Genomic DNA, 25,380 nt, shown 5'->3' with positions numbered 1-25,380 from the left:
GACCACCGATTTCATGACTCTCGCCTATCCATTGATGCTCTGCCGTCTCGGACTGGCCCATATGGTGGAGCGGCCGCTCCGAACCGGCCTGACCGTCGTGGGCGTAGCCTTGGGCGTGTCGGCCTTTATTGCCGTGCGAGCGGCCAATGTCGAAATTCTGCGTTCATTTGAGAGAACGGTGGCTATCGTTTCAGGAGCCGCGACGCTCGAAATTACCGGCGTAGATGCTCCGCTAGACGAAACCGTGATTACCGCCGTCCGGCAAGTACCGGACATTGTGTCCGCCGATCCGATCCTGACGATCGAAGCCAGCATGGTGCGGGATTCTCGTGCAGGCCGGGCCATTACCGTGCTCGGTATCGATGTGATCGAGATGTTGTCCCGACGAACCGTCGAGTTTCGAAAGCAAGGGGCTGCCGAGGGATTGGATCGTCTGATGGCCGGCGACACCCTGTTCCTGGGGCAGACTCTCGCGACGGAATGGAACGTGGCGGAGGGCGACCGCGTTGTGCTGTCCGTAGGATCGCAGAACGTCATTCTGCGCGTCGGCGGGGTGTTCCAGGAAGGAAACGGCATACGGTCTGTCTGGAGCGGTATGGCCGTCATGGATATTGCCGCAGCACAAAAGACATTTGACTCGATCGGGAAATTGGATCGCATCGAATTAATCACCCGTACTTCCCGACCGCTGGAGCGGATTCTGGAACAGTTGCGGCAATCGTTGCCTCCGTCGGTCATGGTGCAACGCCCGGGATCGCGCGGGAAGCAAGTCGAAAATATGGTGCGCGCCTTTCAGACCAATTTGACGGTGTTGAGCGGCGTGGGCCTGCTGGTCGGCATATTCCTGATCTATAACAGCATTTCGTTCAGCGTCATTCAGCGCAGGCGGGAGATTGGAATTTTCCGGGCTATCGGCATGTCGGAACGAACTGTGTCGGTCTTGTTCGTGGCTGAAGCGGCCGCGATGGGCTTGGTCGGCGGCCTCCTTGGCGCCTTGCTGGGCGTGTGGACGGCCGCAGGGTTGACAGGCCTGCTCGGGAGAACCGTTTCCGAACTGTATGCTTCGGTGCCGGATTCGATGATGGGCCGAAGAGCCGGTCAGTGGCTGCCGGTCTTGCTTCAAGGCGGAATCCTGGGCGGCGTGGTCTCGGCGCTCGGTGCGCTGGCGCCGAGCCTGGACGCAGCGCGAACGGTGGTCGTGCAGGCTCTTGCGCCGGGGAGCTATGACGTCACAAAGCAATCGGCGACGGGTGCGTCGGCCCTGGTTGGTTGCCTGCTGTTAACGGCGTCCGGCGTCCTCTTATTGGGCGGACCAATCGACGGGATCCCGATCTTCGGATATGCCGCGGCCTTTTGTCTGCTGGCGGGATTGTCGGCATTGATCCTCCCGGTGATCCATGCACTTCACTATTGGAGCCAACGGAAATCTCGGGCAGCAGCCGGATCGGGATCAGGGCGCACGCTGGGAAAAATTGCTGCCGAACAGATCGTGCGTTGCTCCGGTCGGAGCAGCGTCACCGTATCCGCGTTGCTGGTCGGAGTCGCCATTATGGTCGGCGTGCTGATAATGGTTCGGAGTTTTCGTCACACGGTCGAAGTGTGGATTGAAGAGACGGTCATTGCAGATCTGATTGTGACGCCGCAGGCCTGGCTTCAAGGATCGCGAGAAAGCGCGGGAGAGCGGACGCTGCCATCAATCTGGGCTGATGATATTCGGCGGATCGACGGGGTGGCGGCGGTTGATCGGTATCGCGATATTCGCATCAGACTTGGAGATAGATCGGTGGCGCTGGTATCTCGTGATTTGCGGGTGCATGCCGAGCGGAGCCGCTATCTCTTTGTGTCGGGCGATTCCGCCACCCTGTTACGACAAGCGGCCGAGGAGGGCGGCATTGTGGTCTCCGAAGTCCTGTCCGGCCTATTGAACATCAGGGTCGGGCAACGATTGGAGTTGGCGACGCCGTCCGGTCCAAGGACCTTTCCGGTGGTGGGGGTATTTTACGACTATGCGACGGATGGGGGCAAGATTGTCATGGATCGCGCCACCTATCGCCGGTGGTGGACAGCCGATGAGGCCATTACCGTCTTTCCGGTCTACTTGGCGACGGGCGCCGAGTCTGCTTTGGTGCGCGAAGCGATTTTGCGCCGCTTGTCGCACGATGACCGTGCAGGCGCCGGTCTCTCGATCGTCAGTAATGCGGAGCTGCGCCGCGAAATCCTGGATATTTTCGATCGCACCTTTCTCTTGACCTATGCGTTGGAAGCGATTGCCGTGTTGATCGCGGTGCTCGGCATCGTGAACACGCTGGTGACCTCGGTTCTGGAACGGCGGCGTGAGTTCGCCACGTTGCAGGCGATCGGGGCTAGCGAGAGGCAAATTCAAGCGCTGGTTCTCTGGGAAGCCTCGTACCTGGGAGCAATCGGGGCTTTCTTGGGCATTGTCGGGGGCGTCGCCCTGTCGTACATGCTCATCAAAGTAATCAATAAGCAGTCGTTCGGATGGACCATCCAGATGGAATGGACGCCAGAGGTCTGGGCTGTGGCGCTTGTGATGTCGCTGGTGGTGGCAGCGCTGTCCGGCTATTGGCCAGCGCGCTGGGCCTCACGTCAACCGGCTATCGAGGGACTCCGCTACGAATGAACGTCTGCCGGTTCGGCGGACGGAACCATTTCATCGGCGGGCGGTTGGGAGCCTTTTTCAATCTGGAACCCCAGATCGGTGATCATTTGCCACACTTCCGCGGCCGGTTGGCCCGGCGTGGTCAGGTAACCGTTCACGAACACGGAATCGGCCGGATAGAGGGCAAGCGGCTGGAGGCTGCGCAAATTGTGTTCCCGGCCGCCGGCAATGCGGATCTCCGTTTTTGGATGAAGGAAACGAAAGAGGCAGAGCACTCTCAGGCAGCGTGTCGGGGTGAGGTGCCGGCAATGTTCCAACGGCGTCCCGGCGACCGGATGCAGCGTATTGATCGGGATCGAATCCGGTTTGACTTCCCGAAGGGCCATGGCCAAATCGATCAGGTCTTCGTCGCTTTCCCCCATCCCGACGATCCCTCCGGAACAAATTTCCAGCCCTGCAGTCCGAGCGTGGCGGATGGTGGTCAGCCGATTCTGATAGGAATGGGTCGTGCAGATTGAGGCATGATAGGCTTCCGACGTGTTCAAATTATGATTGATCCGATCAACCCCCGCGTCCTTCAATCGGCGGGCTTGGGTCGCGTCCAAGAGGCCGAGGGAACAACAGATTTGAATGGGAATGTCCCGCTTGATTGCGCGTACCGCGTCCGCGATTTCGGTAATTTCGCGATCCAGCGGACTTCGGCCGCTGATGACGATACAGTACCGTTGAGCCTTCGCCGATGCGGCCTGGCGTGCGCCTTCCCGCATGTCTTCCGATGACAGCAAGCCGTAGCGATCAATAGGTGCCTTTGAGATCGCCGACTGAGAACAGTAGTGACAGTCCTCCTGGCAGGCGCCGCTCTTGGCGTTGAGTAACATCTGTAGGCGCACGGTCTTGCCGAAATAACGACGGCGAACCTCGAACGCCGCTGCTAGCAGATCGAGCACCTGTTCCTCCGGAGCGCGGAGGACAGCCAGGCACTCCTGGCGTGTCAAGGCCGTCTCTTGGAGAGCCTTGGCGGACAGTATGCGAAAATCGGTCATCGAATGGCCTCCTTCGTCCTGCAAGGGAAGACAGTGAATCGGTCGCGCCGTCGCGGCGGATCATGGCCGCGGCCAGGCTCAAAGCGGACAGAACCTACACGGTTTCAAATGGAGATGCAATGCCTTGGTAGGGAACCGTGCGAAGGCGGGACGAGGCCTTGTCGCGGTCGGCTTCCGATCTCGAGGCGTCCAGGCCGGGAAGGGCGGCATAGGTGTTCCAGAGCCCGCAGCGGCGGCACCGGCCCGACCATTCGACCTGTTGATGATGGCAGTGGGTGCAGACGTACGGCACCACGACTCGTTTCCTGAAGTTCAGCGCTTTCTTCAACTCGCCGACGGCCTCCTCCATATGTTGCTTGCGAAGATAGAGGTTGGCCATGATCTTATGATACTCAACGAGTTGTTCATGTGATCCGTCCAGCGTCGAGAGGATATCGTAGGCTTCGTCCGCCATTTCGAGGCGATAATAGAGCTTGCCGAGATAAAACTGGATGGCGACATTCCGCGGGTCCTGCTGCAAAGCTTCCTGGTAGACCCGAATAATCTCATCCGGCTCGCCCAGTTCCAGGAACAGTTCCTCGAGCCGATGCAAAATGATGATGCTGTTCGTCTTGGCGTAAATCTTCTTCAGGATTTCAACCGCGTTTTTGGTTTTGCCTTCGCGAACGAGGATCTCTCCGATGCCGATGTAAGCCGGGAGAAAGGTACGGTCCTTTTTGATCGCACCGCGGAAATAACGGCGCGCCTTGTCGGGATGCCCTCGTTCCAACAACTGGCGTCCCACCTCATACATGCATCCGACCAACAGCTGCTGTTCCGCCCGCTTTTCCTGCTCCGGCAGGGTCGCCTTCAGCAGGCGATGCTGGACTTCCAGCGCGTCCGTCCATTTTTCGAGACGAATGTACAGGTCTCGTTTACGAATGAGGGCGGTGAGGTTTTCCGATTCGATCCGAAGAATCTTCTGGAGCGTGTGAAGAGCTTCCTCATATCGCTTCGCCGCCTCCAGATCTTTGGCCAATTCCAAAAGGATCTCCACGTTGCGTTCCTCGACCCGATGGGCCTGCTGATGCAGCCGGATTGCCTCGGTGAAGTTGTTCTCGGCGCGATAGATGTTTCCCAGCCACAGGAGTGAATCGGTTCGGTTCGGATCAATCACCAGGGCCCGCTCAAAGAGTGCGACCGCGTCGGCGGTGCGTTTCGACATAAAAGCGTGAGTGCCGTCCCGGTGCAACACGTCGACTTTTTCCTTTCGCCGAAGCAAGCGGTTGGTGCGCCAATTGAGGATGACGTGGGACGTCTGATGAGCGCTCACGAGAACCGCAACGGCGATGGCGCCGACCGCCATGGCCAACAGGATCAACGACACCGTGTTGAGTTCAAACGACGTGTCGGGACCGGCCTTTATAACAACCGATCCTGGGTTCAACTCGCGGAAATAGCTGTAGATGAACGTTCCGGCGGCGACCAGAAAAATCGTGGCGAGCAAGCGAAACATGTCAGACTCGTTTCCGCGTACGGGAAGCGCGAATAGTCACCGGGCGCGCCGGTAATGACGGGCGGGGAGCATGCTCCGATGGGAGACGGACTTTCTTGGCGTCCCCCCACAGCTTTTCAAGGGCGTAATGTTCACGGATATCTTTCAGGAAAATGTGGACGACCACATCGCCGAAATCCATGAGGATCCATTTCGCGGATCCCGCGCCTTCAATGCTGAGCGGGCCATGGCCCTGAGCGGACAGAATTCCGTCCACGTGGTCCGCAATCGCTCGAGCCTGGCGCTCCGAGTCTCCGGAACACAATACGAGAAAATCTGCGACTGAAGTCAGCTTGGCGATATGCAGGATGAGGACATCGGTGGCCTTCTTGTCAAGAATCGCCCCTGCTATCGCGAGGGCCTTGGCCTTAGCTTCCGGTGCGATCGTTGTCCTCCGAGTAGAGACCTTGTTGAATTATATAAGATTCAACAGGTATGGGCAACAGATCCGCCAGGCTGCGACCTTGGCGTACGCGCCGTCTGATTTCTGATGCGGAGATGTCGCACGGAGGCAGTCGCAACAATGTTAGCTCCTGCCTGCCGGAAATCGGGACAGAAAGGCGATGGGCCTGGCCGCGGTCGAGCGCCCGGAGCTGCACCGGATCCGCCGGGGGAAAGAGAGGCATTGCAATAAGCTGCTCGAACGCCACCCGTGGACGCGAAACCACGATGAAATTACACGCCTGAAGCAGCGTGTCCGCCTCCTTCCATGAAGCGAAATCGAGGAAGGCGTCCAGCCCGATGATGAAGAACAGATCGGTTCCCGGGCCCAATTGAGACCTTAGAGCGCGGACGGTATCGATCGAATAGGAACGCCCTCGACGCCTGAGTTCAATGTCCGAGAGTCCGAACGACGGCTCGCCTTCAATGGCGAGCCGGACCATCGCTTCACGATGGATCGCCGGAGCCAGCGTGCCCGGTAATTTATGCGGAGGATCGCCGGCCGGAATGAAGAGAATGCGATCCAAGCCTAGGGCATCGCGGGTCTGCGCCGCGATGCTCACATGGCAGTTGTGAATTGGATTGAAGCTTCCGCCGAGCAGCCCCAGTCGCGTCATGACCATGCTCGTGTGGGCTCAGCTCGCGACGCGATCATGACGGCGGCCGCTCAATCGAGGACGACCAAGTTATCGCGATGGATCACTTCTTCATAATCCTGCAAGCCGGGCAGCTTTTGGATGTCCGCGGTTTTGAGTCCTTTGATTTTAGTCAGGACCTCGGCGGAGAAATTCACCAGGCCCTTGGCGAATTCCTTGCCTTGCGGATCCAGGCAGCTTACGGGATCCCCTGCGTCGAAGTGGCCGGCAATCCGGTGAATACCGGTGGCGAGAAGACTCTTGCCGCGACGGACTAACGCTTCAACCGCGCCGTCATCCAAGGTAATCTGGCCGCGGGAACGCAGCGTAAAGGCGATCCAATGCTTCCGGCTGTTCATCCGGCGCTCGCGAGCCAAAAACAAGCTCCCGCCCGGATGTCCGCCCAGGACCGCCGGTAACAAGTCCGGAGTCGTCCCATTGAGGATCAGCGTTGGAACTCCGTAGTCGCCCACTTTTTTGGCGGCGCGGACCTTCGTCGCCATGCCGCCCGTGCCTTCGAATGTGCTCGACACGCCGGCGCGGCGCTCAATATCGTCGGTGATGTCGTGGATCACTGAAATCAAGGTTGCCGATGGGTTCTGGCGAGGGTCCTCGGTGAACAGTCCGTCGACGTCCGAGAGTATCACGAGCAGATCGGCATCGATGAGATGCGCGACTTGAGCGGCCAGCGTATCGTTGTCCCCGAAACGAATCTCGTCGACTGCGACGGTATCATTCTCATTGATGATGGGAATCACCCCGAATCCGATCAAGGTTTGAAGCGTGTGTCTGGCATTCAGGAAACGCCGGCGATCCGCCAGATCTTGATGAGTGAGGAGAATCTGCGCCACTTTGAGCCCGAGGCGCTCAAAGGCCTTCTCATACGCCCACATCAAGCGGCTTTGCCCGACCGCGGCCGCGGCCTGTTTGACCGGCAGGCTTTTCGGATATTCCCGAAGTTCCAGCTTTTTGATGCCGGACACGATGGCACCGGAGGAAACGATCAGAATCTCCCGTTCCTTCCTGCAGCATGCGATCTCGGCCGCCAGCCGTTCGATTCTTTCCGAGGAGAGCCCGGTCTGGCGCGACGCAACCAGGCTGCTGCCGACCTTAATGACCAGGCGCTTGGCCTGAATCAGGACTTCGTCTCGCACGGCGCCTTTCGATGGGAATCCACCTGCCGCCCCACAAATTGAACGAGGTCATCCAAGCCTTCCCGCGTGGCAGCGGAAATCGGCATGAATGGGAACCGACGCCGTTTGCAGTACTTCCGGAGCTGCTCCAGCTTGGCGCCGTCGCCTTTCACGTCAAGTTTGGTTCCCACGACTGCGAACGGGCGGGCGGCCAATCCCGCGTCATAGGATTGGATTTCATGACGCATGATTTCGAAGCTACGCACTGGCTCGTCGGCAGCCCATTCGGAGACATCGACTAGGTGGAGCAAGTACGCCGTGCGCTCAATGTGGCGGAGGAACTGAATGCCGAGGCCTTTGCCTTCATGCGCTCCCTCGATGAGACCGGGGATATCAGCCACCACGAAGGTCCGGTCCTCGGCCCAGCGGACCACCCCGAGGTTCGGCGTCAGAGTCGTGAACGGATAGTCGGCGATCTTGGGATGGGCGGAAGAGACGGCTGCGATCAGCGTCGATTTGCCGGCATTAGGAAATCCGACCAGGCCCACATCGGCCAGCAGTTTTAGTTCGAGCCGCAGCCGGCGTTCTTCGCCCTGCGTCCCGAGTTCGTAATGGGTCGGAACTCGATTGGTGGAGGTTGCAAAATGGGAATTGCCGCGGCCGCCCCGGCCTCCCTCGGCCGCGATGCATTCTTGGGCTTCGGTGGTCAAGTCGGCCAGCAATTCCTGCGTGGTGTCGTCAAAAATCATGGTTCCGACCGGAACGGAGATGACCACGTCGGCTCCGTTCCGGCCATGCCGATTGCCGCCTTCTCCCGACCCTCCATCCTCCGCCTCGTAATGTTGGTGATAGCGGAGATCGAGCAAGGTGGTCAGTCGATGAGAGCCGACAAAAATCACGTGGCCTCCATGTCCGCCGTCGCCCCCATCCGGCCCGCCGCGAGGCACATACTTTTCCCGGCGAAAGCTGCATACTCCGTCACCGCCTCGACCGGCTTTGACAAGAATACGCACATGATCGACAAAGGCCGACATAGAGCATCGATCTAACTATTGAATGAAGCCGGACGCAGCAGTATAGCGTACCGGGTTGTCACGTGGGGAGGGAGTGCGCGAAGGCTGAAAGCGCCTTCCAAGCGCCGCATGGCAAAGGGCGAGTTAGAAGTTACGCCTTGACCGGGACGGGATAGACGCTGATTTTCTGGCGGCCCCGGCCCCCTTCGAATTTCACGACGCCGGTGATGCAGGCGAAGAGAGTATGGTCTTTCCCAAGACCCACATTGAATCCAGGAAAGAATTTTGTGCCTCGCTGACGAATGAGAATGGAGCCGGCCTTCACCACTTCACCGCCGTAGGCCTTCACGCCGAGATATTGCGGATTGCTGTCGCGGCCGTTTCTGGTAGAGCCCCCGCCTTTATTTGTTGCCATCTTCTATGCTCCTCTGCCGCCGCTATTTCGTCTCAATGCCCGTGATGCGGATTTGGGTAAAACCTTGGCGGTGTCCTTTGGTCCGGCGATAATTTTTTCGTCGCTTTTTCTTAAAGACCGTAATGGATCTCGTGCGGCCATGTCTCAAGATCTCGGCTGTCACCAAGGCGCCCGATACCAGCGGCTGGCCGACCAGCACACCGTTGTCGCCATGGACCAAACGCACGTGGCCCAATTGAACCGCAGCACCGATCTCACCGGGCAGCGACGCCACCTGAATCATGGCGCCTGGTTCGACTCGATATTGCTTTCCACCCGTTTCAACTATTGCATACATGTGGTCATCCCTCCGATGCGGAACACAAGCAGATATCATAGCCGCTCGATGAGAGTCAAGAACGCGGGCTTGGTTTTGGAAACCGGAAAGCGCCTGATCCGCTCGCATGTGGTCCGCGATTCATGTTCCGGACATGGTTCACGGCACCACTACGCACGGTCGCGTACCCGCCGGCTTCTCGTATCCGCCTTGACGGTCCCGGAAAACCGCTGCTATAGTGCGGACATGCTGCAAGCCAGCGAAAAGATTTGGATGGACGGCCGGTTTGTCAATTGGGCCGACGCGAACGTCCATGTCTTGACGCATTCTCTTCACTACGGATTGGCCGCCTTTGAAGGCATTCGCTGCTATAAGGGAGCCTCCGGATCCGCCGTCTTCCGCTTGGCCGAGCACGTCGATCGGCTCTTCGAATCCGCGCACATCGCATTGATGCCGATGCCCTACGATAAGAAACAGGTGACGGACGCCATCATTGAGACGGTGCGCGTCAATCGACTGGAGGCCTGTTATATCCGGCCGCTGGTCTATATCGGATATGGAGCCATGGGGTTGTATCCGGGTGAGAATCCCATTCAGCTTGCGATCGCGGCTTGGAAATGGGGCACCTACCTGGGAGACGATGCTCTGACCCAGGGAATTCGAGCGAGGGTCTCGTCCTTTACCCGCCATCATGTGAACGTGTCCATGACTAGAGGAAAGATCACCGGTTACTACGTCAATTCAATTTTGGCCAAGCGCGAAGTGAAAGCCGACGGGTATGACGAGGCCATCATGCTGGACCCTGAAGGCTATGTGGCGGAAGGGACCAGCGAGAATATCTTCATCGTTCGCCGAGGACAATTGAAGACGACCCCGCTGACCTCCATTCTGGAGGGCATTACCAGGAATTCCATTCTGCAGTTGGCGCGGGAGCGCGGCATCCCTGTGGTGGAAGAGCGGTTTACCCGGGATGAAATGTATATCGCCGATGAAGTCTTCGTGACCGGAACGGCGGCCGAATTGACCCCCGTTACCGAAATCGATCGTCGCCCGATCGGAAGCGGGAAGCCGGGCTCTGTGACCCTCTCCTTACAGAAATCATTCTTTGATGTCGTCCGCGGAGTTGACACGACCCACCGGCAGTGGCTGACGCCGGTTTAGCGGGCTTTCCTAACGCAGTGTTGTAGGCTTCCTCGTCACAAGCTACCGCCGTCCTCGACTCGCGCTCAGCGTTTGAATAATTTGTAAGCGGATCGGCCTAATGAGTGCCGGCTGCGTCACCCGAATGGGACTCACCCGCGGCCGGGGTCTTGGACTCGGTGCCCGAGGAAGCCGGAGCAGTGGACGCCGGTTTCTTATCAAGATCAATGACGGTGGAGGAAAAGGTCCGATTCTTCGCCAGAATGGCGAGTGAGAGCGAAGTCAGCATGAAGACCAACGCGGTCACCACGGTAAATTTACTGAGAAAATTTGCCGGGCCGCGGCTTCCGAAGACAGTCTGGCTGGAGCCACCGAACGCAGCTCCGATTTCCGCGCCTTTGCCTGACTGAAGCAAAATCGCTCCAATCATCAGCAAACAGACGATGACATGAATGACGACGAGCAGTGTATACATGGTTGATTATCCGCGGGATGAACGTGTGGTCAATGCAATGCCGGCCAGTGTAGCAAACGAAACGGGATCGAGACAAGCCCCGCCGATTAATGCGCCGTCGATCTCTTCGCATGAAATAAAACCGCCGATGTTCTGTGGGCTCACGCTCCCGCCATAAAGAATAGGCAAGGCCTCGGCGACTTCCTGATTCCACTGATTGCTTACCGTTTTCCGGAGCAGGTCATGTACGGAGCGGGCCTGTTCCGGGGTGGCCGCTTGACCCGTGCCGATAGCCCAGATCGGCTCATAAGCCAGCGCCAACCGGCTCATCTGCTGCTTATCGAGACCGGCGAGCCCGGCCTGGATCTGGCGCGTCACAATACTTTCCGTCAGACCTGCCTCACGTTCCGTCAATGTTTCTCCAACGCACAGGATGGCCCGCAGATCGGACCGTAGCGCGGCCAGGATCTTCTTGTTGGTCCATTCGTCCTGCTCCCCGAAATGCTGCCGGCGTTCTGAATGGCCGATGATCACGAACCGGCACCCGAGATCCTTAAGCATCGGGCCGGAAACTTCGCCGGTGAACGCACCCTTATCCTCCCAGAACAGATTTTGAGCTCCGAGTTGATAGGGAGTATCCGGGCCCAAGGCGTCCCGCACGGTCTGCAAGGCGGTGAACGGCGGCGCAAGGCCGACCTCGATTTCGGTGGTCCGCGGACAGAGCCGTAGGAACTCGCGCACCAGGACAACCGCCTCCGAGGCGGTCTTGTTCATTTTCCAATTGCCGACAATGAAAGGTGTTCTCACAAAAACCTCGGAGGGCTGATCAGTGAAGGGATGGCTAATTCGGGCGATTGGGGAGCGCCGCCAAGCCGGGGAGCGTCTTGCCTTCAAGGAGTTCCAGAGCTGCCCCGCCGCCGGTGGAGATGAATGAAATGCTTTCCGACTCTCCGGCCCGGTGCACGGCCAGCGCGGTTTCTCCTCCGCCGACGATGCTCAAAGCATAGGCATTGGCCACCGCATGGGCCATCGCCAGGGTACCGCGGGCAAAGGCATCGACCTCGAACATGCCCATCGGTCCGTTCCAGAGGATGGTCTTGGCATTCTGCACGGCTTCCGAGAAGAGTTTGACGGAAGCCGGTCCGATATCCAGGCCGTACCAGCCTTTCGGAATTTCCTGAACGGGCACGATCTTGGTTTCGGCGCCCGGTTCGCGGCTCGCGGCCACCACGCAATCAACCGGCAGGTAAAATTTCACGCCGCTGGCGAAGGCATGGTCCTGCACGCCCTTCGCGAAGTCCAACATGTCCATTTCAACGAGCGATTTGCCGATTTCGAGACCCATGGCCTTGAGAAACGTGAACGCCATGCCGCCTCCGATAATGACTTTGTCGACCTTCTTGCCCAAATTTTCGATGACGCCGATCTTGCCGGAGACTTTGGCCCCGCCGAGGATGGCGACGAACGGGCGCATCGGATTGGCGACGGCTCCTTCAAGATATTCGATTTCCTTTTTGAGCAAATAGCCGGCGGCGGCCTCCTTCACGAATTTCGTGATGCCGACCGTCGAGGCATGGGCACGATGGGCCGCACCGAACGCATCGTTGATGTACACATCGGCGAGGGAGGCGAGCGCCTTCGAGAAGGCATCGTCATTTTTTTCCTCCTCGGCATGGAAGCGCAAATTTTCGAGGAGCATGACGTCGCCCGGTTTCATTTTCGCCACCAACGCTTCTACGGCAGGCCCGATGCAATCGGGAGCAAAAATCACTTCCTTGCCGAGCAAACGCTGCAGTCGTTTGGCGACGGGGGCCAGGCTGTATTTGGGGTCAAATTTTCCGTGAGGACGGCCCAGATGAGAGCACAGAATGACTCTGGCTCCTTCATCGACGACGTGATTGATCGTGGGCAGCGTGGACCGGATGCGCGTGTCGTCGGTAATCTGCAACGAATCATCGAGCGGGACATTGAAATCGGCGCGGATGATGACGCGTTTGCCGTTCAATTGCAGGTCGTCGATAATTTGCTTGTGTAGGTTCATACGCGCGTCCTTAGGGGACCGTTAGTGTTTGCCGGCGATGTACTTGATCAGATCCCGGACCCGGCAGGAATATCCCCATTCATTGTCATACCAAGCGGTGACCTTCACCAGGCGTTTCTCGATCACCGTCGTCAAGGGGGCGTCCACCGTCGCAGAATGGGCGTCGCCCTTCTGATCAATCGACACAATCGGATCTTCCGAATAGGCGAGAATCGCCTTCATCGATCCCGCGGCGGCCCGTTTGAAGGCCTCGTTCACCGATGCCACGTCACAATCCCGCTCCGTCTCCACCGTCAAGTCCACCAACGACACATTCGGCGTCGGCACGCGGATCGCCAACCCGTCCATCTTTCCCTTGAGTTGCGGGAGCACGAGGTGCAGCGCTTTGGCGGCGCCGGTGCTGGTGGGAATCATCGACATGGCGGCGGCTCTGGCCCGCCGCAAATCTTTGTGGGGCAGATCGAGCAATTGCTGATCATTCGTATAGGAATGGATCGTCGTCATGACACCGTGCTTGATGCCGAAGCTGTCCAATAGGACTTTGGCCACCGGTGCTAGACAGTTCGTCGTGCAGGACGCATTCGAGACGATATGGTGAGCGCGGGGGTCGTAGACGCTTTCGTTCACTCCCAACACCAGCGTGGCATCGGGATCTTTGGCCGGGGCTGAAATAATCACGGTCTTCGCGCCGGCGGCGAGATGTTTCCCCGCGCCCTCCCGGTCGGTGAAGCGGCCGGTCGATTCAATGACCACGTCCACACCGAGCGCTTTCCAGGGCAACTCCTTGGGATCCTTGACAGCAAGCACTTTAATGGGCCGGCCATCGACGATAAGATGGTCATCCTTCGATTCCACCGGCACCGTCAGTGTTCCATGCACCGAATCATACTTGAGCAGGTAGGCCAGCGTTTTCGCGTCGGTCAGATCATTGATTGCAATGAACTCGAGGGCGGGATCGCCGAGTGAAGCCCGCAAAACGTTACGGCCGATTCTTCCGAAACCATTGATGCCGATTCTTGTCGCCATGTGTCTCAATCCCCTAAGAATGAACCAACGAAGGAGCGCTGTCCGAGGCGATAGTACTGGCAGCCTCTACCCATGTCAACCATCCAAAAATATCGGCTCCGTCTCCTTCGTCAGCCGCGTCGGGGACGCGCTTGCCCTCCTCTTCGGCGGTTCGGTAAAGTGGTTGAGCGCCGCGCAATGCGGCGTGTTTATTGATCAACCTACAGTCTGACGGCGGTGCCTGTGTCGTCCTCGTCACCCTTGCAACTGGAAGCGGCGGATGTCCTCGACTGGCCGAAATTATTACAGGCCTTGGCGGTCCATGCCCATTCCAGTCGAGGGAGAAATCGGTGCGCGACCCTCAAATTGGAAGCCGATCCCGATGCTGTCCGAATGCGGCAAGAAGAGACGACCGAAATGGTGGCATTACGGGAGCAGTCGGATCCATTTCCCTCTTTGGGATTCCCCGACATCAGCGAGGTTTTGAGGCGGGTGGAGAAAGGGGCGGTGCTCGAGGCGCCGGAATTGCGTGATTGCGCCGTGGTTCTAAGCACGGTCGAAACGGCGACGCGCTATGTCGCCCGGCACCGGGAATCGTCTCGTATCACTCAAATGGCCAAACCGTTGGAGGAGTTATCACAACTTCAGCGGCTCAAGCTCTCCTTGAACACGGCGATTTTGCCCGACGGCTCGATTGCGGAATCAGCCACCCCGGACCTGCGGCGGCTCACGCATCATGCGCAAGAGCTGAAGCAGCGTATGCGGGACAAGCTCGACCAGATTCTCCATTCCAAGCGATATGCCGATGTCCTCCAGGAGTTGTATTTTGCGCAGCGCCAGGGTCGATATGTCCTGCCGATCAAAGTCGAGATGCAAGGACGCATTCCGGGCATTTTGCACGATGTGTCGGCCAGCGGAGCGACTGTCTTTCTCGAACCACGGGAGCTGGTCGACCTCAACAACGCCATCAAGGCGGCTGACCTCGAGATTGAACGGGAAGTCCGGCGGATCTTGAGAGAGCTGTCCGCGTTGGTGGCGGAACGGGCGGAGCTGCTCAGTCTCATGCTCGACATCCTGGCGGAATTGGACTGCCTCATGGCCAAAGCGGCGCTGAGCCGGCAGTTGCGGGCGGCGCCGGTCTCTCTGAACGACCAGGGACGGATCATGCTGCGACAAGCCAGGCATCCATTGCTCCTCCTTGCCAAGGAAGAGGTCGTGGCGAACGATATCCTGTTCGACGAGTCCGTCGCCGTCCTGGTGATTACCGGTCCCAATACCGGTGGCAAAACCGTGACGCTCAAAATTCTTGGGCTGTTCGCGTTAATGCTTCGGGCAGGCCTGCACCTCCCTTGCGATGCAGGGTCTGAAATGGGGTTCTTTTCGTCGATCTACGCCGACATCGGCGATGCGCAGGATCTCACCAAAGATCTCTCCAGTTTTTCCGCCCACATCACTCAGATGGTCCAATTGCTTCGCGAGGTGGCAGGCCGGTCCCCTGTGCCGGCCGAGCAGCTTTCAGCGCGACAGGTCTTGGTGTTGCTCGACGAGCCGGTCACGTCGACGGATCCAATGGAAGGGGCGGCGCTGGCGAGCGCGTTGCTCCTCCACCTGGCTCGGCAACAACTCAAAGTCGTGGTGACGACGCACTATAGCGAGCTCAAGGCATTGGCTCAATCGACGCCGGGATTCGCCAACGCCAGCGTGCAGTTCGACCTGGCCACTCTGTCTCCGACGTACCGCGTGGTGATGGGGCTTCCCGGCGGCTCCGCGGCGCTGGACATCGCCGGCCGCCTCGGGATGGACGCGTCCATTGTGGACGATGCTCGAAGCCGGCTTCAGCGGGATGATCGCCTTCTTGAACGGTTGCTGAGCGATGTGCAGGAACGCCAGCGACGGCTGGCGGAGGATCTTGATCATGCAGGCCGGGCCAGGCTCGAGGCGGAACGGGCGGCGGAAGAGGCGACCAAACTGCTGGCAGACCTTCAGCTGTCCGAACGGGAAGAACGCAAGGGCATGAAGCGAAAGCTGACGCAGGAGTTTCAACGGGCTCGGGCTCAAGTGCAGGCGACGATCGACGAATTGAAGCGGGATCAAAAGCTGGAGAAGGCGAAGGAAGCCAAGGAACGGCTGGTTCACATGGAAATGCTGTCCGTGCGCGAGGCCGATCCCGATCGGCCGACGACGGAAGTGGGCCGGCTGGTTGCCGGCAATCAAGTGGAGTTGGCCGGCTTGGGCATCATCGGCACGTTGCTCGAAGCGCCCGAGGGGAAAAAGCGTGTTCGCGTCAAGGTTGGGGAAGGGGAAGTCTTGGCGACGGTGGCCGATCTCGTAGGTGTCGGGACGTCGCGTCCGAACCCTGCCCAGAGTACCGGTAGACGGACCGTCGGGCAGAAAGCAGAACGAGACCTGATGGACCGCGAGATCGCGAGTGTGCTCGATGTGAGGGGACAAGCCGGTGACGAAGCGCTGGAATCGGTGGTGGCCGCGCTCGACCGGGCAACTTTGGCAGGCCATCCGCTCATCCGTATCATCCATGGATATGGGACAGGCCGGTTGAAAGCGGTGCTCCGAGATTATTTGGCGGCCTCGCCCTATGTCGTCCGTTTTCGAGCTGGGGAACGGAACGAGGGAGGAGACGGGGTGACGGTTGTCGAACTCAGATGACGGAGAAGTTGAATCGATTCACGTGACTGACTCCTTCCTTAGGATGGCGCCGCCGGCGGCGGGCGCCAAAGGATTCCATCCTGATGTGATCAGGGTTTTCTTCCGTGCTGTCCAGCCTGTCTCCGGCTGGTGGTTGTTTTGACGCAGAGCTGGTGCGAATCAACCACCGGACAAAGACTTACCTCCATTGCATTTCAATAACTTCAAGGCGTTCTGTGGACCGCTTGGTCGGCATCATGCTTGCCTTCTGTATTGTCTGCGTGCCGCATGTCACGGGAAGACGGCCGGTGCGCATCACGCTGAATGAAAGCGCGGACCATACACCGGGAGGCGGTTATGAAACGGACATTTGAAGCGGTGGACATCATGGTTGCGATCGGATTCTGTGCAACCATTCTGGGTGGATTTTTATTCGTCATGGTCTCCGGTGGAGTAATCGGGTCGCCTGCCGGCGAAACTATTTCCTCTGCTCAGGCCATCTCTGAAATGGAACTCGTAGAGCCGGCGCTGGGTAAGGCGATCGTCAGCCAGGCGCTGTTGGATCTGTCCACCGATAAGGAGACAGTCGCCGCCGCCGCGCAGTTGAATAGGGCGACCATGCTGAGCTATGAGCTGCAAAGCGGGCCGGACGCCATTCTCGATGAGACGAAGGCCTGGGCGGAGCGGATGGAAGCGGACAGTATCGCACGGGCCGAATTGGTCAAGGGCCGCGCAATCGTCAACTTTACCAAACGGGGGATCAGCCAGGGATGGCTCTCCGCCGATCAGTATATCAATCAATACAACGACCGGATGATCCAGCAAGCCGACGTGGCCGGTTCGCGGGTTGCCGACAGTTTTGCCTCGACATGGCAGGTGAATCTAGGCGAAGCGATCGTCGGATCGACCGTCGCGTATATGCAGGCGGCCGACCGGATTCAGGAAGGCATTGGCGCCGCAATCGTTCGAGTCACCAAGGCGCAGTCCGGCTATGAAGAGGCGAGCGGCGCGATCCAGGTCCAGACCGCGGCGTTGTTCAATGCCGCGATCCGAACGGAGCTTCAGGCCGACGAGTTCACCCAACTGGCGCGAGTGGAAACGGCGCCGGAGGCCACCATGGCTACCGGTATGTCCAAACCCTGGCCCGAGATTTCTTCCGGCCATCTGGTCGGCGCGGTTCTCGGACTCATGGGGTTGTTGATTGCCGGATTCTACCTTGGCAGCCGTCCGTCTGAAGAGGTCATGCCGTACACCAGGATGGAGCCGGCCGAACGAGTGTTTCGCAAAACGGCGTAAGCGTAAGCGAAGCGGGCATCGTCGAGATGCCCGCCTCCGCATCGACGGAGAAGGGAATGTTGGTATCAACAGCGAGCGAGTTATTTATGTCGTGGGGATACTGGGGAATAGTCGGGGGGCTGCTGTCGATGGTCATCGTGTTGTTCGTCTGCATGGAGATTCTGTACGCCCATGCCAGAAAAGGGCTCGATGAATTGGGCGAGCCGATCGAAGGGCGGGCGGCGGATGCTCCGACAGCGAGCCGACACGCGGCGTGACCGAGACGGTCGGCGCGTTCGATTTCTTTCTCACAACGGACAAGGGGAAGTTTTATGGTCTGGATTATCGGACTGTTCACGATGAGTGCGCTCATCTGGCTCTTAGCCGTCATGATGTCGGCGGAGAGTGAATCCGAGCGCCGCCGCCGGTTTGGATTGTCGTCATCCGCAGAGGCCGGCGACGGCGGGAATCGGTCGAAAAGCAGGCAAGCCGCATAGGCACATCGCCGGCCGTATCGTCTCACGCAGAGCGACGAGACGCAGGCGTGATGCCCGCCTGCCATCCCAAGCTTCGCGTGAGCCGTCGTGTTCGAATAACCCGCGGCGGGGAGGTTCTCTGGCCGCCGATTGTCCCACTGCCTGAAATCCGCCATTGCAGTAGAAGTGTTCGTGAATAATGAGGGCTAGAGCCGACATCGGCCTCGAAAGCCTGATCACCTTGTCGGTGCTGGCTATCGGTGTCCTTGGCGGAACACTTGGCTTGGCTTATGCCTATTGGCATGCCAAACAGTCCCTCTATGAAACGGTCGGCACCACGTTTCAGGAAGTCGCCCGCCAAAGCAGTGTCAACATCTCCCTGCTGTTAACGAAGGAAGTCGATTGGGTCCAACGGCTTGCGGCCCTTCCGGAAGTCCGCGAGTCCGTGCGGGAAGGATTTCGTCCCCGCCTCAATGATCCGCCGTGGCGACATTGGCGCGATCAACAACGGCCCTATTTCCGCTCCATGGTCATCCTGGATCGCAACGGCCGTATGACGGGCGGCTATACCAGCGAAATTACCCGAACCCATTATTCGCAACAGCCCTGGTGGCCGATTGTGTTCGACCAGCGCCGGCCTTGGGTGGGAACTTTTCGTTTCGACGACGATGGACAGGGATATCTGGAAATCATCGCGCCGATCCTCGAGGACGAAGGTTTCGCCATCGGCGCGCTCAAAGTGGCGATTGCAGCATCGCCATGGTTCGGTTCCGGTCATATGATCATCGGCAACACCGGGCATGTCATGTGGCTGAGCGATACGGGCATGGTATTGGCTTGCCCATTATTGGAACCGGCTCTGCACAGGATCTTCGTCCCTGAGTTCTCATCGACGGATCTTCAATCGCCCGCGGGCGTGGCCGCTCTCGGCTCGACCATTGAAGACACGCACGGCCGGTCAGGCGGCATAAGCGGGCTCGCTCCGGTGGTGTTGCCGAACGAGATCGCTCAGGCTGAACGATGGTCGGTCCTGGTCAGCCAAGATCCGGTTGAAACGTTCGCGCCGGTGCGGATGCTGATGTGGAAACTCGCCGGCTTCTGGAGCGGAGCGGTCCTGCTCGTGGTGTGGCTGAGGTGGCGGCTTGCCAAACGCATTGTTCGTCCGATCAATGAACTAATTGGCCGTATCGGGCTATTTGGAGACGGCTCCAGTCCCATCCCTCGGCCTGACCCCCGGGCGAGCGGCATTCGGGAGATTGATCGGCTGGCGGTCAACTTCGATGAACTGGCCGAACGATTGGAACGGACCGCCTGTGAACGGCGGCGTCATGTGGCTGAACTCGAACAGCTCAATCAGGAACTGCGGATGTCGGAGGAACATTATCGTCTGCTGTGGGACCATGCCGTGGATGCCAAAATTCTTGTCAACCGAGAAGGCACGATTCTGGACGTGAATCGACGAGCGGAAATGAAGTTCGGCGGTTCCGGCCGCGACATGATTGGGCAGGCGGCTGCTGTGTGGTTTGCCGAAGGAGAGCGGGCGCGACTTGAACAGATGTTGCACGAGGTCTTTCAAAGCGGCGAGGAACAATCGGCCGGCGAAATCCAGGCCATGACAACGCGGGGCGACAGCTTGACGATGGATATGGACCTGACCCCCGTGGCCGGACCCCGGCAGATCGAGACCGTGATGCTTCAGCTGATCGACCTGACGGAGCGTAAGGAACTCGAGCGGCAACTGCTCCGAACCGAGCGGCTGGCCTCGCTGAGCCAGTTTGCCTCAATGTTCGCCCATGACATCAGGAACCCGTTGGCCGGGATCAAAAAGACGCTCGAATGGCTCGGCCAACGACCGGAATTGAAGGGAGAACCGCAGCATTCCTGGTTGGAGGATCTGAGCTTTACGGCGGATCTGCTGCTCGGGATGATCCACGACATGTTGGACGTCTATCAGGAAAGCTACTCGGGCCTGCCGTTGTCGGTGTCTGAAATATCGGTGATGAAACTGGCCGAGGATGTGCTCCACGTCTTCCGCTCCGAGGCGCAGGCCCGGCATGTCAGTTTCCATCTGGTTGCGCCGGACGATGAACAACAGATCGTCGTCACGGTCGACAGCCGTCGTATGCAACGGGTTCTGATTAACTTGGTTCACAATGCCCTCAAATATTCTCCCGCGCACGGCGCGATCACCGTGTCGATCCATGCCGGGACTTCGGATGGGATGGAATCCGCCGCCGCGTCTCTCAGAGAAGGGACTCGAATGGCCTACATCTCCGTCGAAGATGAAGGACCCGGCATTGAACCGAAGGACCTCCCTCACATTTTTGACATGTTTTTTCGAAAGAAAGACGGCCGGGACTATCGAATCGGGAGGGGGCTGGGCCTGCACTTCTGCCGCTTGGTGGTCGAGGCGCATCACGGCGTGATCCAGGCCGGTAATCGTCCGAACGGCGGCGCGCGATTCACGGTTGAGCTGCCGGTTCTGCAAGGGGAACCATGCCTATCACGCTGGTAATCGCGGAGGACCAGCGGCTGTTTCGGCAAAGCCTGCGGTTGCTGCTCGAACATGAACGGGATCTGGCGGTCGTCGGAGAAGCAATCGATGGCCGGGAAGCCGTGGAGCTCAGTCTGAAGCTTAAGCCCGACATCATTCTGATGGATGTCGATATGCCGCGGCTCGACGGCGTGACCGCGACCCGCTTGATCCGTGGCTGTCTGCCGGACGTCCGCGTGCTGATGCTGTCGATGCACGATGAAGACGCCCGTATTGTGGCGGCGGTGCAAGCGGGAGCGTGCGGGTATGTGCTGAAGGACGCCGACCACCAGGAATTTCTGCGCATCATCCGCGCCACCCATCGCGGCGAGCAAGTCCAATCTCCTTTTATGCCGGACCGGTTTGCCAAGCGCGTGGTGAGTGCCATCAAGGCGGCGGAAGGGGAGGCTGAGGGCGGCGTCATGGTCCTGACGGACCGGGAACGGGAAATTCTCGCCTGCGCGGCGGCCGGGCGCGGGAACAAGGAAATTGCCGATCAACTTTGCGTGTCACCCGACACGGTCAAAACGCATCTGCACCATATTTATCAGAAGCTGGGCGTGACCGGCCGGGTCGAGGCGATCCTTACCTACCTCCAATCCAAATAATCGGTCTGTTCCATTCGTCACCTGAACGGTGTAGGCAAAATCCATCCCGGAGGCAATTGGACGGACGCGCGATTGCCGGTAAGGTGCGTCCTGCCGTCGATCACCGTAACAGACCGAAATCGGTCCTGTCGGGAGGTGCGTTATGCAAGGCAAACGAGTCGCAGTCAAGGTATTGCTGGTCCTCGTCGCGGCGGTGGCAATGGGGTTCACGGTCCCGTCATGGACCGGCGCTCAAATCATCCTACTTGAGGAGAGTGTCGGCGCGGAATCGGAGCAGACCATGTCGCCGGCGGAAGGCGTAATAGTCATTCCAACGGATGAGCCGGCCACCGGGGAAGTGGAGCGCGGGTTCGAACGACCGATGCATGCGCCCGATACACAGATGGACGGAGATATGGGCGGCCTTCCGTTCAGGGCACCGGATCAGAGCGACGTCGAGCAAGCGCGGGAATCCGATGAGCGGTCGGCGATGTCATTCTAATGCGAGCGGTAGGCAGGTGATTCTCCAGTCTCGCAAGGAGGTAGGCTCATGAAGATACAGCACTGGTGCCGCAACGGGTCGATCGGCGTTCTGCTGTTCGGAGTGTTTGTGCTCGGAGGGATGAGTCTGGGACTTGCGCAAGCCGCCTGGGTCGATGAGATTGGCAATTCCCTTAACTACTACAAGGTCAATTACCCGACGTCGAACTGGGAGCCGTACAGTCTCAAGCTCGACACCATCAAGGAAGCGGTGAACGGAGGCGATCAGCGAACAGTGAAAGTAGAAATGGGGAAGTGGTTCAAAATGCTTCGCACGCGCGAACACGGCATCAATGACGTCGCGGCCGATGAATTATTCAATTTTGCGCTGATGGTGACGCCGATTCAAGAATACGGAATCTCGGTTCCCGCGCAGGCGGGGACGACCGGGGAGGTCGGTTTCTGAAGGCGGCGCGTTGACGCAACAAACCTACAGAAGCAAAGAGGTGGCGACTATGCGTGGCATGACGACGGTCCTCACATTTCTAAGCGCGGTGTTGCTCGCGGGCGGCATGTCCCTCGCCCAAACGAACGACGATGCCGTGCAGAACATGCATTACGGCCTCAGTGGAACCATCAGCAAAATCCAGGCCGGGGTTCTCATCATCAAAATCCCGCATGGCCTCCAACCGCGGGCCATTAGCCCGAACAAGGCCGATCGTGTCGGTTTGCACAATGCCAAAATCGGAGACTCCGTTCTCATGCTGGTCGATTCCGGCAATGTCCTCCTCGACGCCGGTTCAACCGGCAGAACGGACCTCTTCGAACACCGGCTGCTGGTCGGACGCATGGATTATTCCGACGCCTACTGGAACGAAATCCGCTTGTCTACGCCGGCAGGATCGGAGCGATTTGAAGTCGATAGCCTGGCGGCCAGCAAGTTGTCGGTGTTCCCCGAGGGGACGCCAGTGGTCATTGAACTCGACGCCGATAATGTAATGATCGATATTCATCCTCGTCGGTAATCCCGCGGGGTCCGTGCGTTCCGCGCCTTGACTTGTTACCGGGAGACCCGTACCATTTTGTGAGACGGTGCTCTTGTGGAATGAAGGCCATAGGAGCACCGGACACATCCCCCTTCTTCTCATACGAGCACCGAGGCGGCCTATGCGGAGTCCCCTGCGGTGGATCGTGGCTCCTGTGGTGGGATTTCTCATGGGAATCGGGGCTTCTACGGTTCCAGCGAGCGCCGTCGAGCGCACTCCGCAGCGAGGCCTTCCTCTCCAAGCCATCCTCGAACTCGAACAGACCGCCCGCCTCCTGGCCGTGTTGTTGGACAGCGGCCGCGCCGTGATCAATGACAATCAAGCCTTTTTTGACGACGACGCCACGGGAAAGCCCTTCCCGCCGGAACTCTTTGAGCGCCAATTGACCGATATGTTTCGCGGCCGGGCCGGTGCGGACTTGCAGGACTTGAACAGCGCCGGTATTCCCGACGAAGCCAAGCGCCTGTTGAAAGAGTTGGTGGCCGCCAGCAAGCAGGAAGTGGCGCTTGCAAAACAGCAGACCTCACGATCACGGGCCGGCGCCAAGGGATTCATTCCGGCAGTATTTGGGGAGCGGGTGGCCGGCCGGTTCTCTGCACGAACCGGAGTCCGGCTGAAGCAGACGGCCCTCGTGCCGCGCAATCCGGCCAATGTCCCGGACCGGTTCGAGATGGAGGCGCTTGAGGCCTTTGCCGAGCTCGGCTATCCCCGCGAAAAGATCATCAGCGAAGTGAGTGCGAAAAACAAGGCCGTCCGCCTGATGTTCCCCCTCTACATGACCAGACAGTGTCTAGACTGCCATGGTGAACCAAAAGGCAGCTTGGACCGCACTGGTTATCCTCGTGAAGGGCTGCGGCTGGGACAAAATGCCGGCGCGATCAGTGTGATTCTTCCCATCAACAAATGAAGATACCTACTCTCACGTTCCTGGCATGGATGATGGCGCTTCAACCGGTATCCGCGCTGGAGCGGCAGCCGGCGTCGGTCGAAAAACCGTCGGGGAGCGGCGTCATCGTGCATCAGGACGGCTACGTGCTGACCGCCCACCATGTCGTCTCAAACGCGAAGCGGATCGTCATCGTCACGCCGGGTGAATTTCGCGCGCCGGCGATGCTGGTGAGCGCCGACCAGGAACATGATCTGGCATTGCTCAAAGTGGAAATGGTCGGCCTTAGCGAGGCGCCGCTGGGCTATGCCGGAGCGGTTCGTCTGGATCAAGACGTCATTGCCGTGGGCTATCAATTCGGGCTGAAAGAAGTCACGGTGACGAGAGGCCATGTGGCCGCTGTGCGGATGAGAGGGGTGCAGCGGGTCTTCCAGGTCGATGCCGCGGTTAATCCAGGCAATAGCGGCGGCGCGCTGTTCAATCGTCGAGGGGAAGTCATCGGGATCCTGACGACTAAGTTTACCCATCCCTCCGGGATCGTCCCCGAAGGCATGGCGTTCGCGGTGCCGATCAGCTATGCGACGCCGTTGTTAGCCAATATCCCGGACTTTGATTTTACAATGGTGGGACGGGGCAAAGATCCCAAGGCGGGACGGCAAAGCAAAGAGGTCATTCCCGACTTGGCGCGGACATCGGTTCGGATCGAAACCGTCCGCATGTCGGAACCGGTTGCCGTGATTGCGCCTCCTTCCCCACCCGCCGGCGCCGCAAAGGACAATCCACCGGTTGTGTCGGCGCGCCTGCGCCAGAATCAGTCGGCCGACATGCCGGTTGTGACCGACGACACGATCGCCAAGACCAATGCGGTACTTCGGGCCGAGCAAGAAGAAGAGACGAGGAAATTGCAGGAACGAGGGGAACCGCCGCCCGATGACATGGCGCTCATCCCGGCCGGGGAGTTCCTGATGGGAACGGAAGACGGCCTGCCTGACGCTCGACCGTTGCACCGCGTCTATCTCAGCAATTATTTGATCGATCGGTACGAAACAACGAACGGCCAGTATCGCCAATGCGTGGACGGCGGCACGTGTGCGCCTCCGAGAGATCGGGGGGCTTTTGATGATCCTGCACGGCTTCAGTACCCGGTCGTCAATGTGACGTGGGCACAAGCCCGAGCTTATTGCCAATGGTCGGGAAAGCGGCTTCCGACCGAAGCGGAATGGGAAAAGGCGGCCCGAGGGACGGACGGGCGGCGCTACCCTTGGGGAAATAACGAGACGGTCATCGAGCAGCATCAGTCGAAGGGAGGCGACGCGAAATTGACGGCGAACGGACTCGGGCCGGTTGGGACACCCTCCGCTACCGCCTCCCCCTATGGAGTCTATGACTTGGTGGGGAGCATCTCGGAATGGGTCAAGGACTGGTACGCCGACGATTTTTATGCCGCCTCGTCATCCCGGGATCCGCAGGGCCCCTTACGGGGATCGTTCCGGGTGCTGCGCGGGGCGGGGTGGAATGAGCGGCTGCCTGAGCTGCGTGTCAGTTACCGTGGATGGGATGACATGACGTACTGGGGGCCGACTCTGGGGGTCCGTTGCGCCATGGATGCTCCGTGATGGGGGAATGTTGAAAACGATCCGCTCCGAATCTCGCCGCGATGTTCG

General features: G+C 59.2%; 25 protein-coding genes. 13 read left to right on the top strand and 12 right to left on the bottom strand.

Translation table 11 applies throughout. The features are described from left to right. Positions 1–13 precede the first annotated feature (13 nt). Positions 14–2,641 (top strand): FtsX-like permease family protein, encoded by a 2,628-nt coding sequence (locus ACWGXE_RS16995; protein ID WP_447599188.1) that lies wholly within the window; start codon positions 14–16, stop codon positions 2,639–2,641. Here ACWGXE_RS16995 and bioB read toward each other — a convergent pair. From bioB to rplU, 8 genes are all read right to left on the bottom strand, one after another. Next, entirely contained in the window at positions 2,632–3,663 is a 1,032-nt protein-coding gene (gene bioB, locus ACWGXE_RS16990; RefSeq protein WP_447599187.1) for a biotin synthase BioB, read from the bottom strand. The two genes, ACWGXE_RS16995 and bioB, sit on opposite strands and share 10 nt — an antisense overlap. 94 nt (positions 3,664–3,757) lie before the next feature. Further along, positions 3,758–5,158, bottom strand: a complete 1,401-nt coding sequence (locus tag ACWGXE_RS16985) for a tetratricopeptide repeat protein (RefSeq protein ID WP_447599186.1) — start codon at positions 5,156–5,158, stop codon at positions 3,758–3,760. Position 5,159: 1 nt separating this feature from the next. After that, positions 5,160–5,498, bottom strand: a complete 339-nt coding sequence (gene rsfS, locus ACWGXE_RS16980; protein WP_447603774.1) for a ribosome silencing factor — start codon at positions 5,496–5,498, stop codon at positions 5,160–5,162. Between the two features lie 67 nt (positions 5,499–5,565). Beyond that, on the bottom strand, positions 5,566–6,255 hold the full coding sequence (gene nadD, locus ACWGXE_RS16975; RefSeq protein WP_447599185.1) for a nicotinate-nucleotide adenylyltransferase: 690 nt from the start codon (positions 6,253–6,255) through the stop codon (positions 5,566–5,568). A 50-nt stretch (positions 6,256–6,305) separates the two neighbouring features. After that, complete coding sequence (gene proB, locus ACWGXE_RS16970; protein ID WP_447599184.1) at positions 6,306–7,427, bottom strand: glutamate 5-kinase; 1,122 nt, start codon at positions 7,425–7,427, stop codon at positions 6,306–6,308. Continuing rightward, positions 7,409–8,440: a GTPase ObgE gene (gene obgE / locus ACWGXE_RS16965; protein WP_447599183.1), complete on the bottom strand. Its 1,032-nt coding sequence runs from the start codon at positions 8,438–8,440 to the stop codon at positions 7,409–7,411. The genes proB and obgE overlap by 19 nt, the downstream gene beginning before the upstream one ends. 130 nt (positions 8,441–8,570) lie before the next feature. After that, positions 8,571–8,834, bottom strand: coding sequence for a 50S ribosomal protein L27 (rpmA, locus tag ACWGXE_RS16960; protein ID WP_447599182.1), 264 nt, complete (start codon positions 8,832–8,834; stop codon positions 8,571–8,573). 22 nt (positions 8,835–8,856) lie between these two features. Beyond that, positions 8,857–9,171 carry a 50S ribosomal protein L21 gene (gene rplU, locus ACWGXE_RS16955; protein ID WP_447599181.1) on the bottom strand — a complete coding sequence of 105 codons (315 nt, stop codon included), beginning with the start codon at positions 9,169–9,171 and terminating at the stop codon, positions 8,857–8,859. 225 nt (positions 9,172–9,396) lie between these two features. Between rplU and ACWGXE_RS16950 the strand changes: the two genes are divergently transcribed. Continuing rightward, positions 9,397–10,311 carry a branched-chain amino acid transaminase gene (locus ACWGXE_RS16950; RefSeq protein WP_447603772.1) on the top strand — a complete coding sequence of 305 codons (915 nt, stop codon included), beginning with the start codon at positions 9,397–9,399 and terminating at the stop codon, positions 10,309–10,311. Positions 10,312–10,408: 97 nt separating this feature from the next. On the opposite strand, the gene secG is transcribed toward ACWGXE_RS16950, so the two are convergent. From secG to gap, 4 genes are read right to left on the bottom strand one after another with little or no spacing between them, the layout of a single operon-like run. After that, positions 10,409–10,765 carry a preprotein translocase subunit SecG gene (secG, locus tag ACWGXE_RS16945; protein WP_447599180.1) on the bottom strand — a complete coding sequence of 119 codons (357 nt, stop codon included), beginning with the start codon at positions 10,763–10,765 and terminating at the stop codon, positions 10,409–10,411. Between the two features lie 6 nt (positions 10,766–10,771). Next, positions 10,772–11,551, bottom strand: a complete 780-nt coding sequence (gene tpiA, locus ACWGXE_RS16940; RefSeq protein ID WP_447599179.1) for a triose-phosphate isomerase — start codon at positions 11,549–11,551, stop codon at positions 10,772–10,774. A 34-nt stretch (positions 11,552–11,585) separates the two neighbouring features. Beyond that, positions 11,586–12,785, bottom strand: coding sequence for a phosphoglycerate kinase (locus ACWGXE_RS16935; protein ID WP_447599177.1), 1,200 nt, complete (start codon positions 12,783–12,785; stop codon positions 11,586–11,588). A gap of 21 nt (positions 12,786–12,806) precedes the next feature. Then, a complete protein-coding gene (gene gap / locus ACWGXE_RS16930) occupies positions 12,807–13,811 on the bottom strand; it encodes a type I glyceraldehyde-3-phosphate dehydrogenase (RefSeq protein ID WP_447599176.1) in 1,005 nt (334 codons plus the stop codon). Positions 13,812–14,033: 222 nt separating this feature from the next. Between gap and ACWGXE_RS16925 the strand changes: the two genes are divergently transcribed. From ACWGXE_RS16925 to ACWGXE_RS16875, 11 genes are all read left to right on the top strand, one after another. Continuing rightward, positions 14,034–16,454, top strand: a complete 2,421-nt coding sequence (locus tag ACWGXE_RS16925; RefSeq protein ID WP_447599175.1) for an endonuclease MutS2 — start codon at positions 14,034–14,036, stop codon at positions 16,452–16,454. Between the two features lie 336 nt (positions 16,455–16,790). Beyond that, positions 16,791–17,729, top strand: coding sequence for a hypothetical protein (locus tag ACWGXE_RS16920; RefSeq protein WP_447599173.1), 939 nt, complete (start codon positions 16,791–16,793; stop codon positions 17,727–17,729). 56 nt (positions 17,730–17,785) lie between these two features. After that, positions 17,786–17,986: a hypothetical protein gene (locus ACWGXE_RS16915; RefSeq protein WP_447599172.1), complete on the top strand. Its 201-nt coding sequence runs from the start codon at positions 17,786–17,788 to the stop codon at positions 17,984–17,986. Positions 17,987–18,040: 54 nt separating this feature from the next. Further along, positions 18,041–18,205 carry a hypothetical protein gene (locus ACWGXE_RS16910; protein ID WP_447599171.1) on the top strand — a complete coding sequence of 55 codons (165 nt, stop codon included), beginning with the start codon at positions 18,041–18,043 and terminating at the stop codon, positions 18,203–18,205. Between the two features lie 178 nt (positions 18,206–18,383). After that, positions 18,384–20,699 (top strand): ATP-binding protein, encoded by a 2,316-nt coding sequence (locus ACWGXE_RS16905; protein ID WP_447599169.1) that lies wholly within the window; start codon positions 18,384–18,386, stop codon positions 20,697–20,699. Beyond that, the gene (locus ACWGXE_RS16900; RefSeq protein ID WP_447599168.1) at positions 20,681–21,325 is read left to right on the top strand and encodes a response regulator; all 645 of its coding nucleotides are present in this window, start codon (positions 20,681–20,683) and stop codon (positions 21,323–21,325) included. Before ACWGXE_RS16905 ends, ACWGXE_RS16900 begins: the two co-directional genes overlap by 19 nt. A gap of 142 nt (positions 21,326–21,467) precedes the next feature. Beyond that, positions 21,468–21,806: a hypothetical protein gene (locus ACWGXE_RS16895; protein ID WP_447599167.1), complete on the top strand. Its 339-nt coding sequence runs from the start codon at positions 21,468–21,470 to the stop codon at positions 21,804–21,806. 48 nt (positions 21,807–21,854) lie between these two features. Next, positions 21,855–22,250, top strand: coding sequence for a hypothetical protein (locus ACWGXE_RS16890; protein ID WP_447599166.1), 396 nt, complete (start codon positions 21,855–21,857; stop codon positions 22,248–22,250). A 40-nt stretch (positions 22,251–22,290) separates the two neighbouring features. Then, positions 22,291–22,809 (top strand): hypothetical protein, encoded by a 519-nt coding sequence (locus ACWGXE_RS16885; protein WP_447599165.1) that lies wholly within the window; start codon positions 22,291–22,293, stop codon positions 22,807–22,809. Between the two features lie 142 nt (positions 22,810–22,951). Further along, positions 22,952–23,737, top strand: a complete 786-nt coding sequence (locus tag ACWGXE_RS16880) for a c-type heme family protein (RefSeq protein ID WP_447599164.1) — start codon at positions 22,952–22,954, stop codon at positions 23,735–23,737. Beyond that, on the top strand, positions 23,734–25,332 hold the full coding sequence (locus ACWGXE_RS16875; RefSeq protein ID WP_447599163.1) for an SUMF1/EgtB/PvdO family nonheme iron enzyme: 1,599 nt from the start codon (positions 23,734–23,736) through the stop codon (positions 25,330–25,332). Before ACWGXE_RS16880 ends, ACWGXE_RS16875 begins: the two co-directional genes overlap by 4 nt. Positions 25,333–25,380 lie beyond the last annotated feature (48 nt).

This window comes from Nitrospira sp. Nam80 (assembly GCF_965152575.1).
This window is presented reverse-complemented; position numbering and strand designations above follow the sequence as displayed.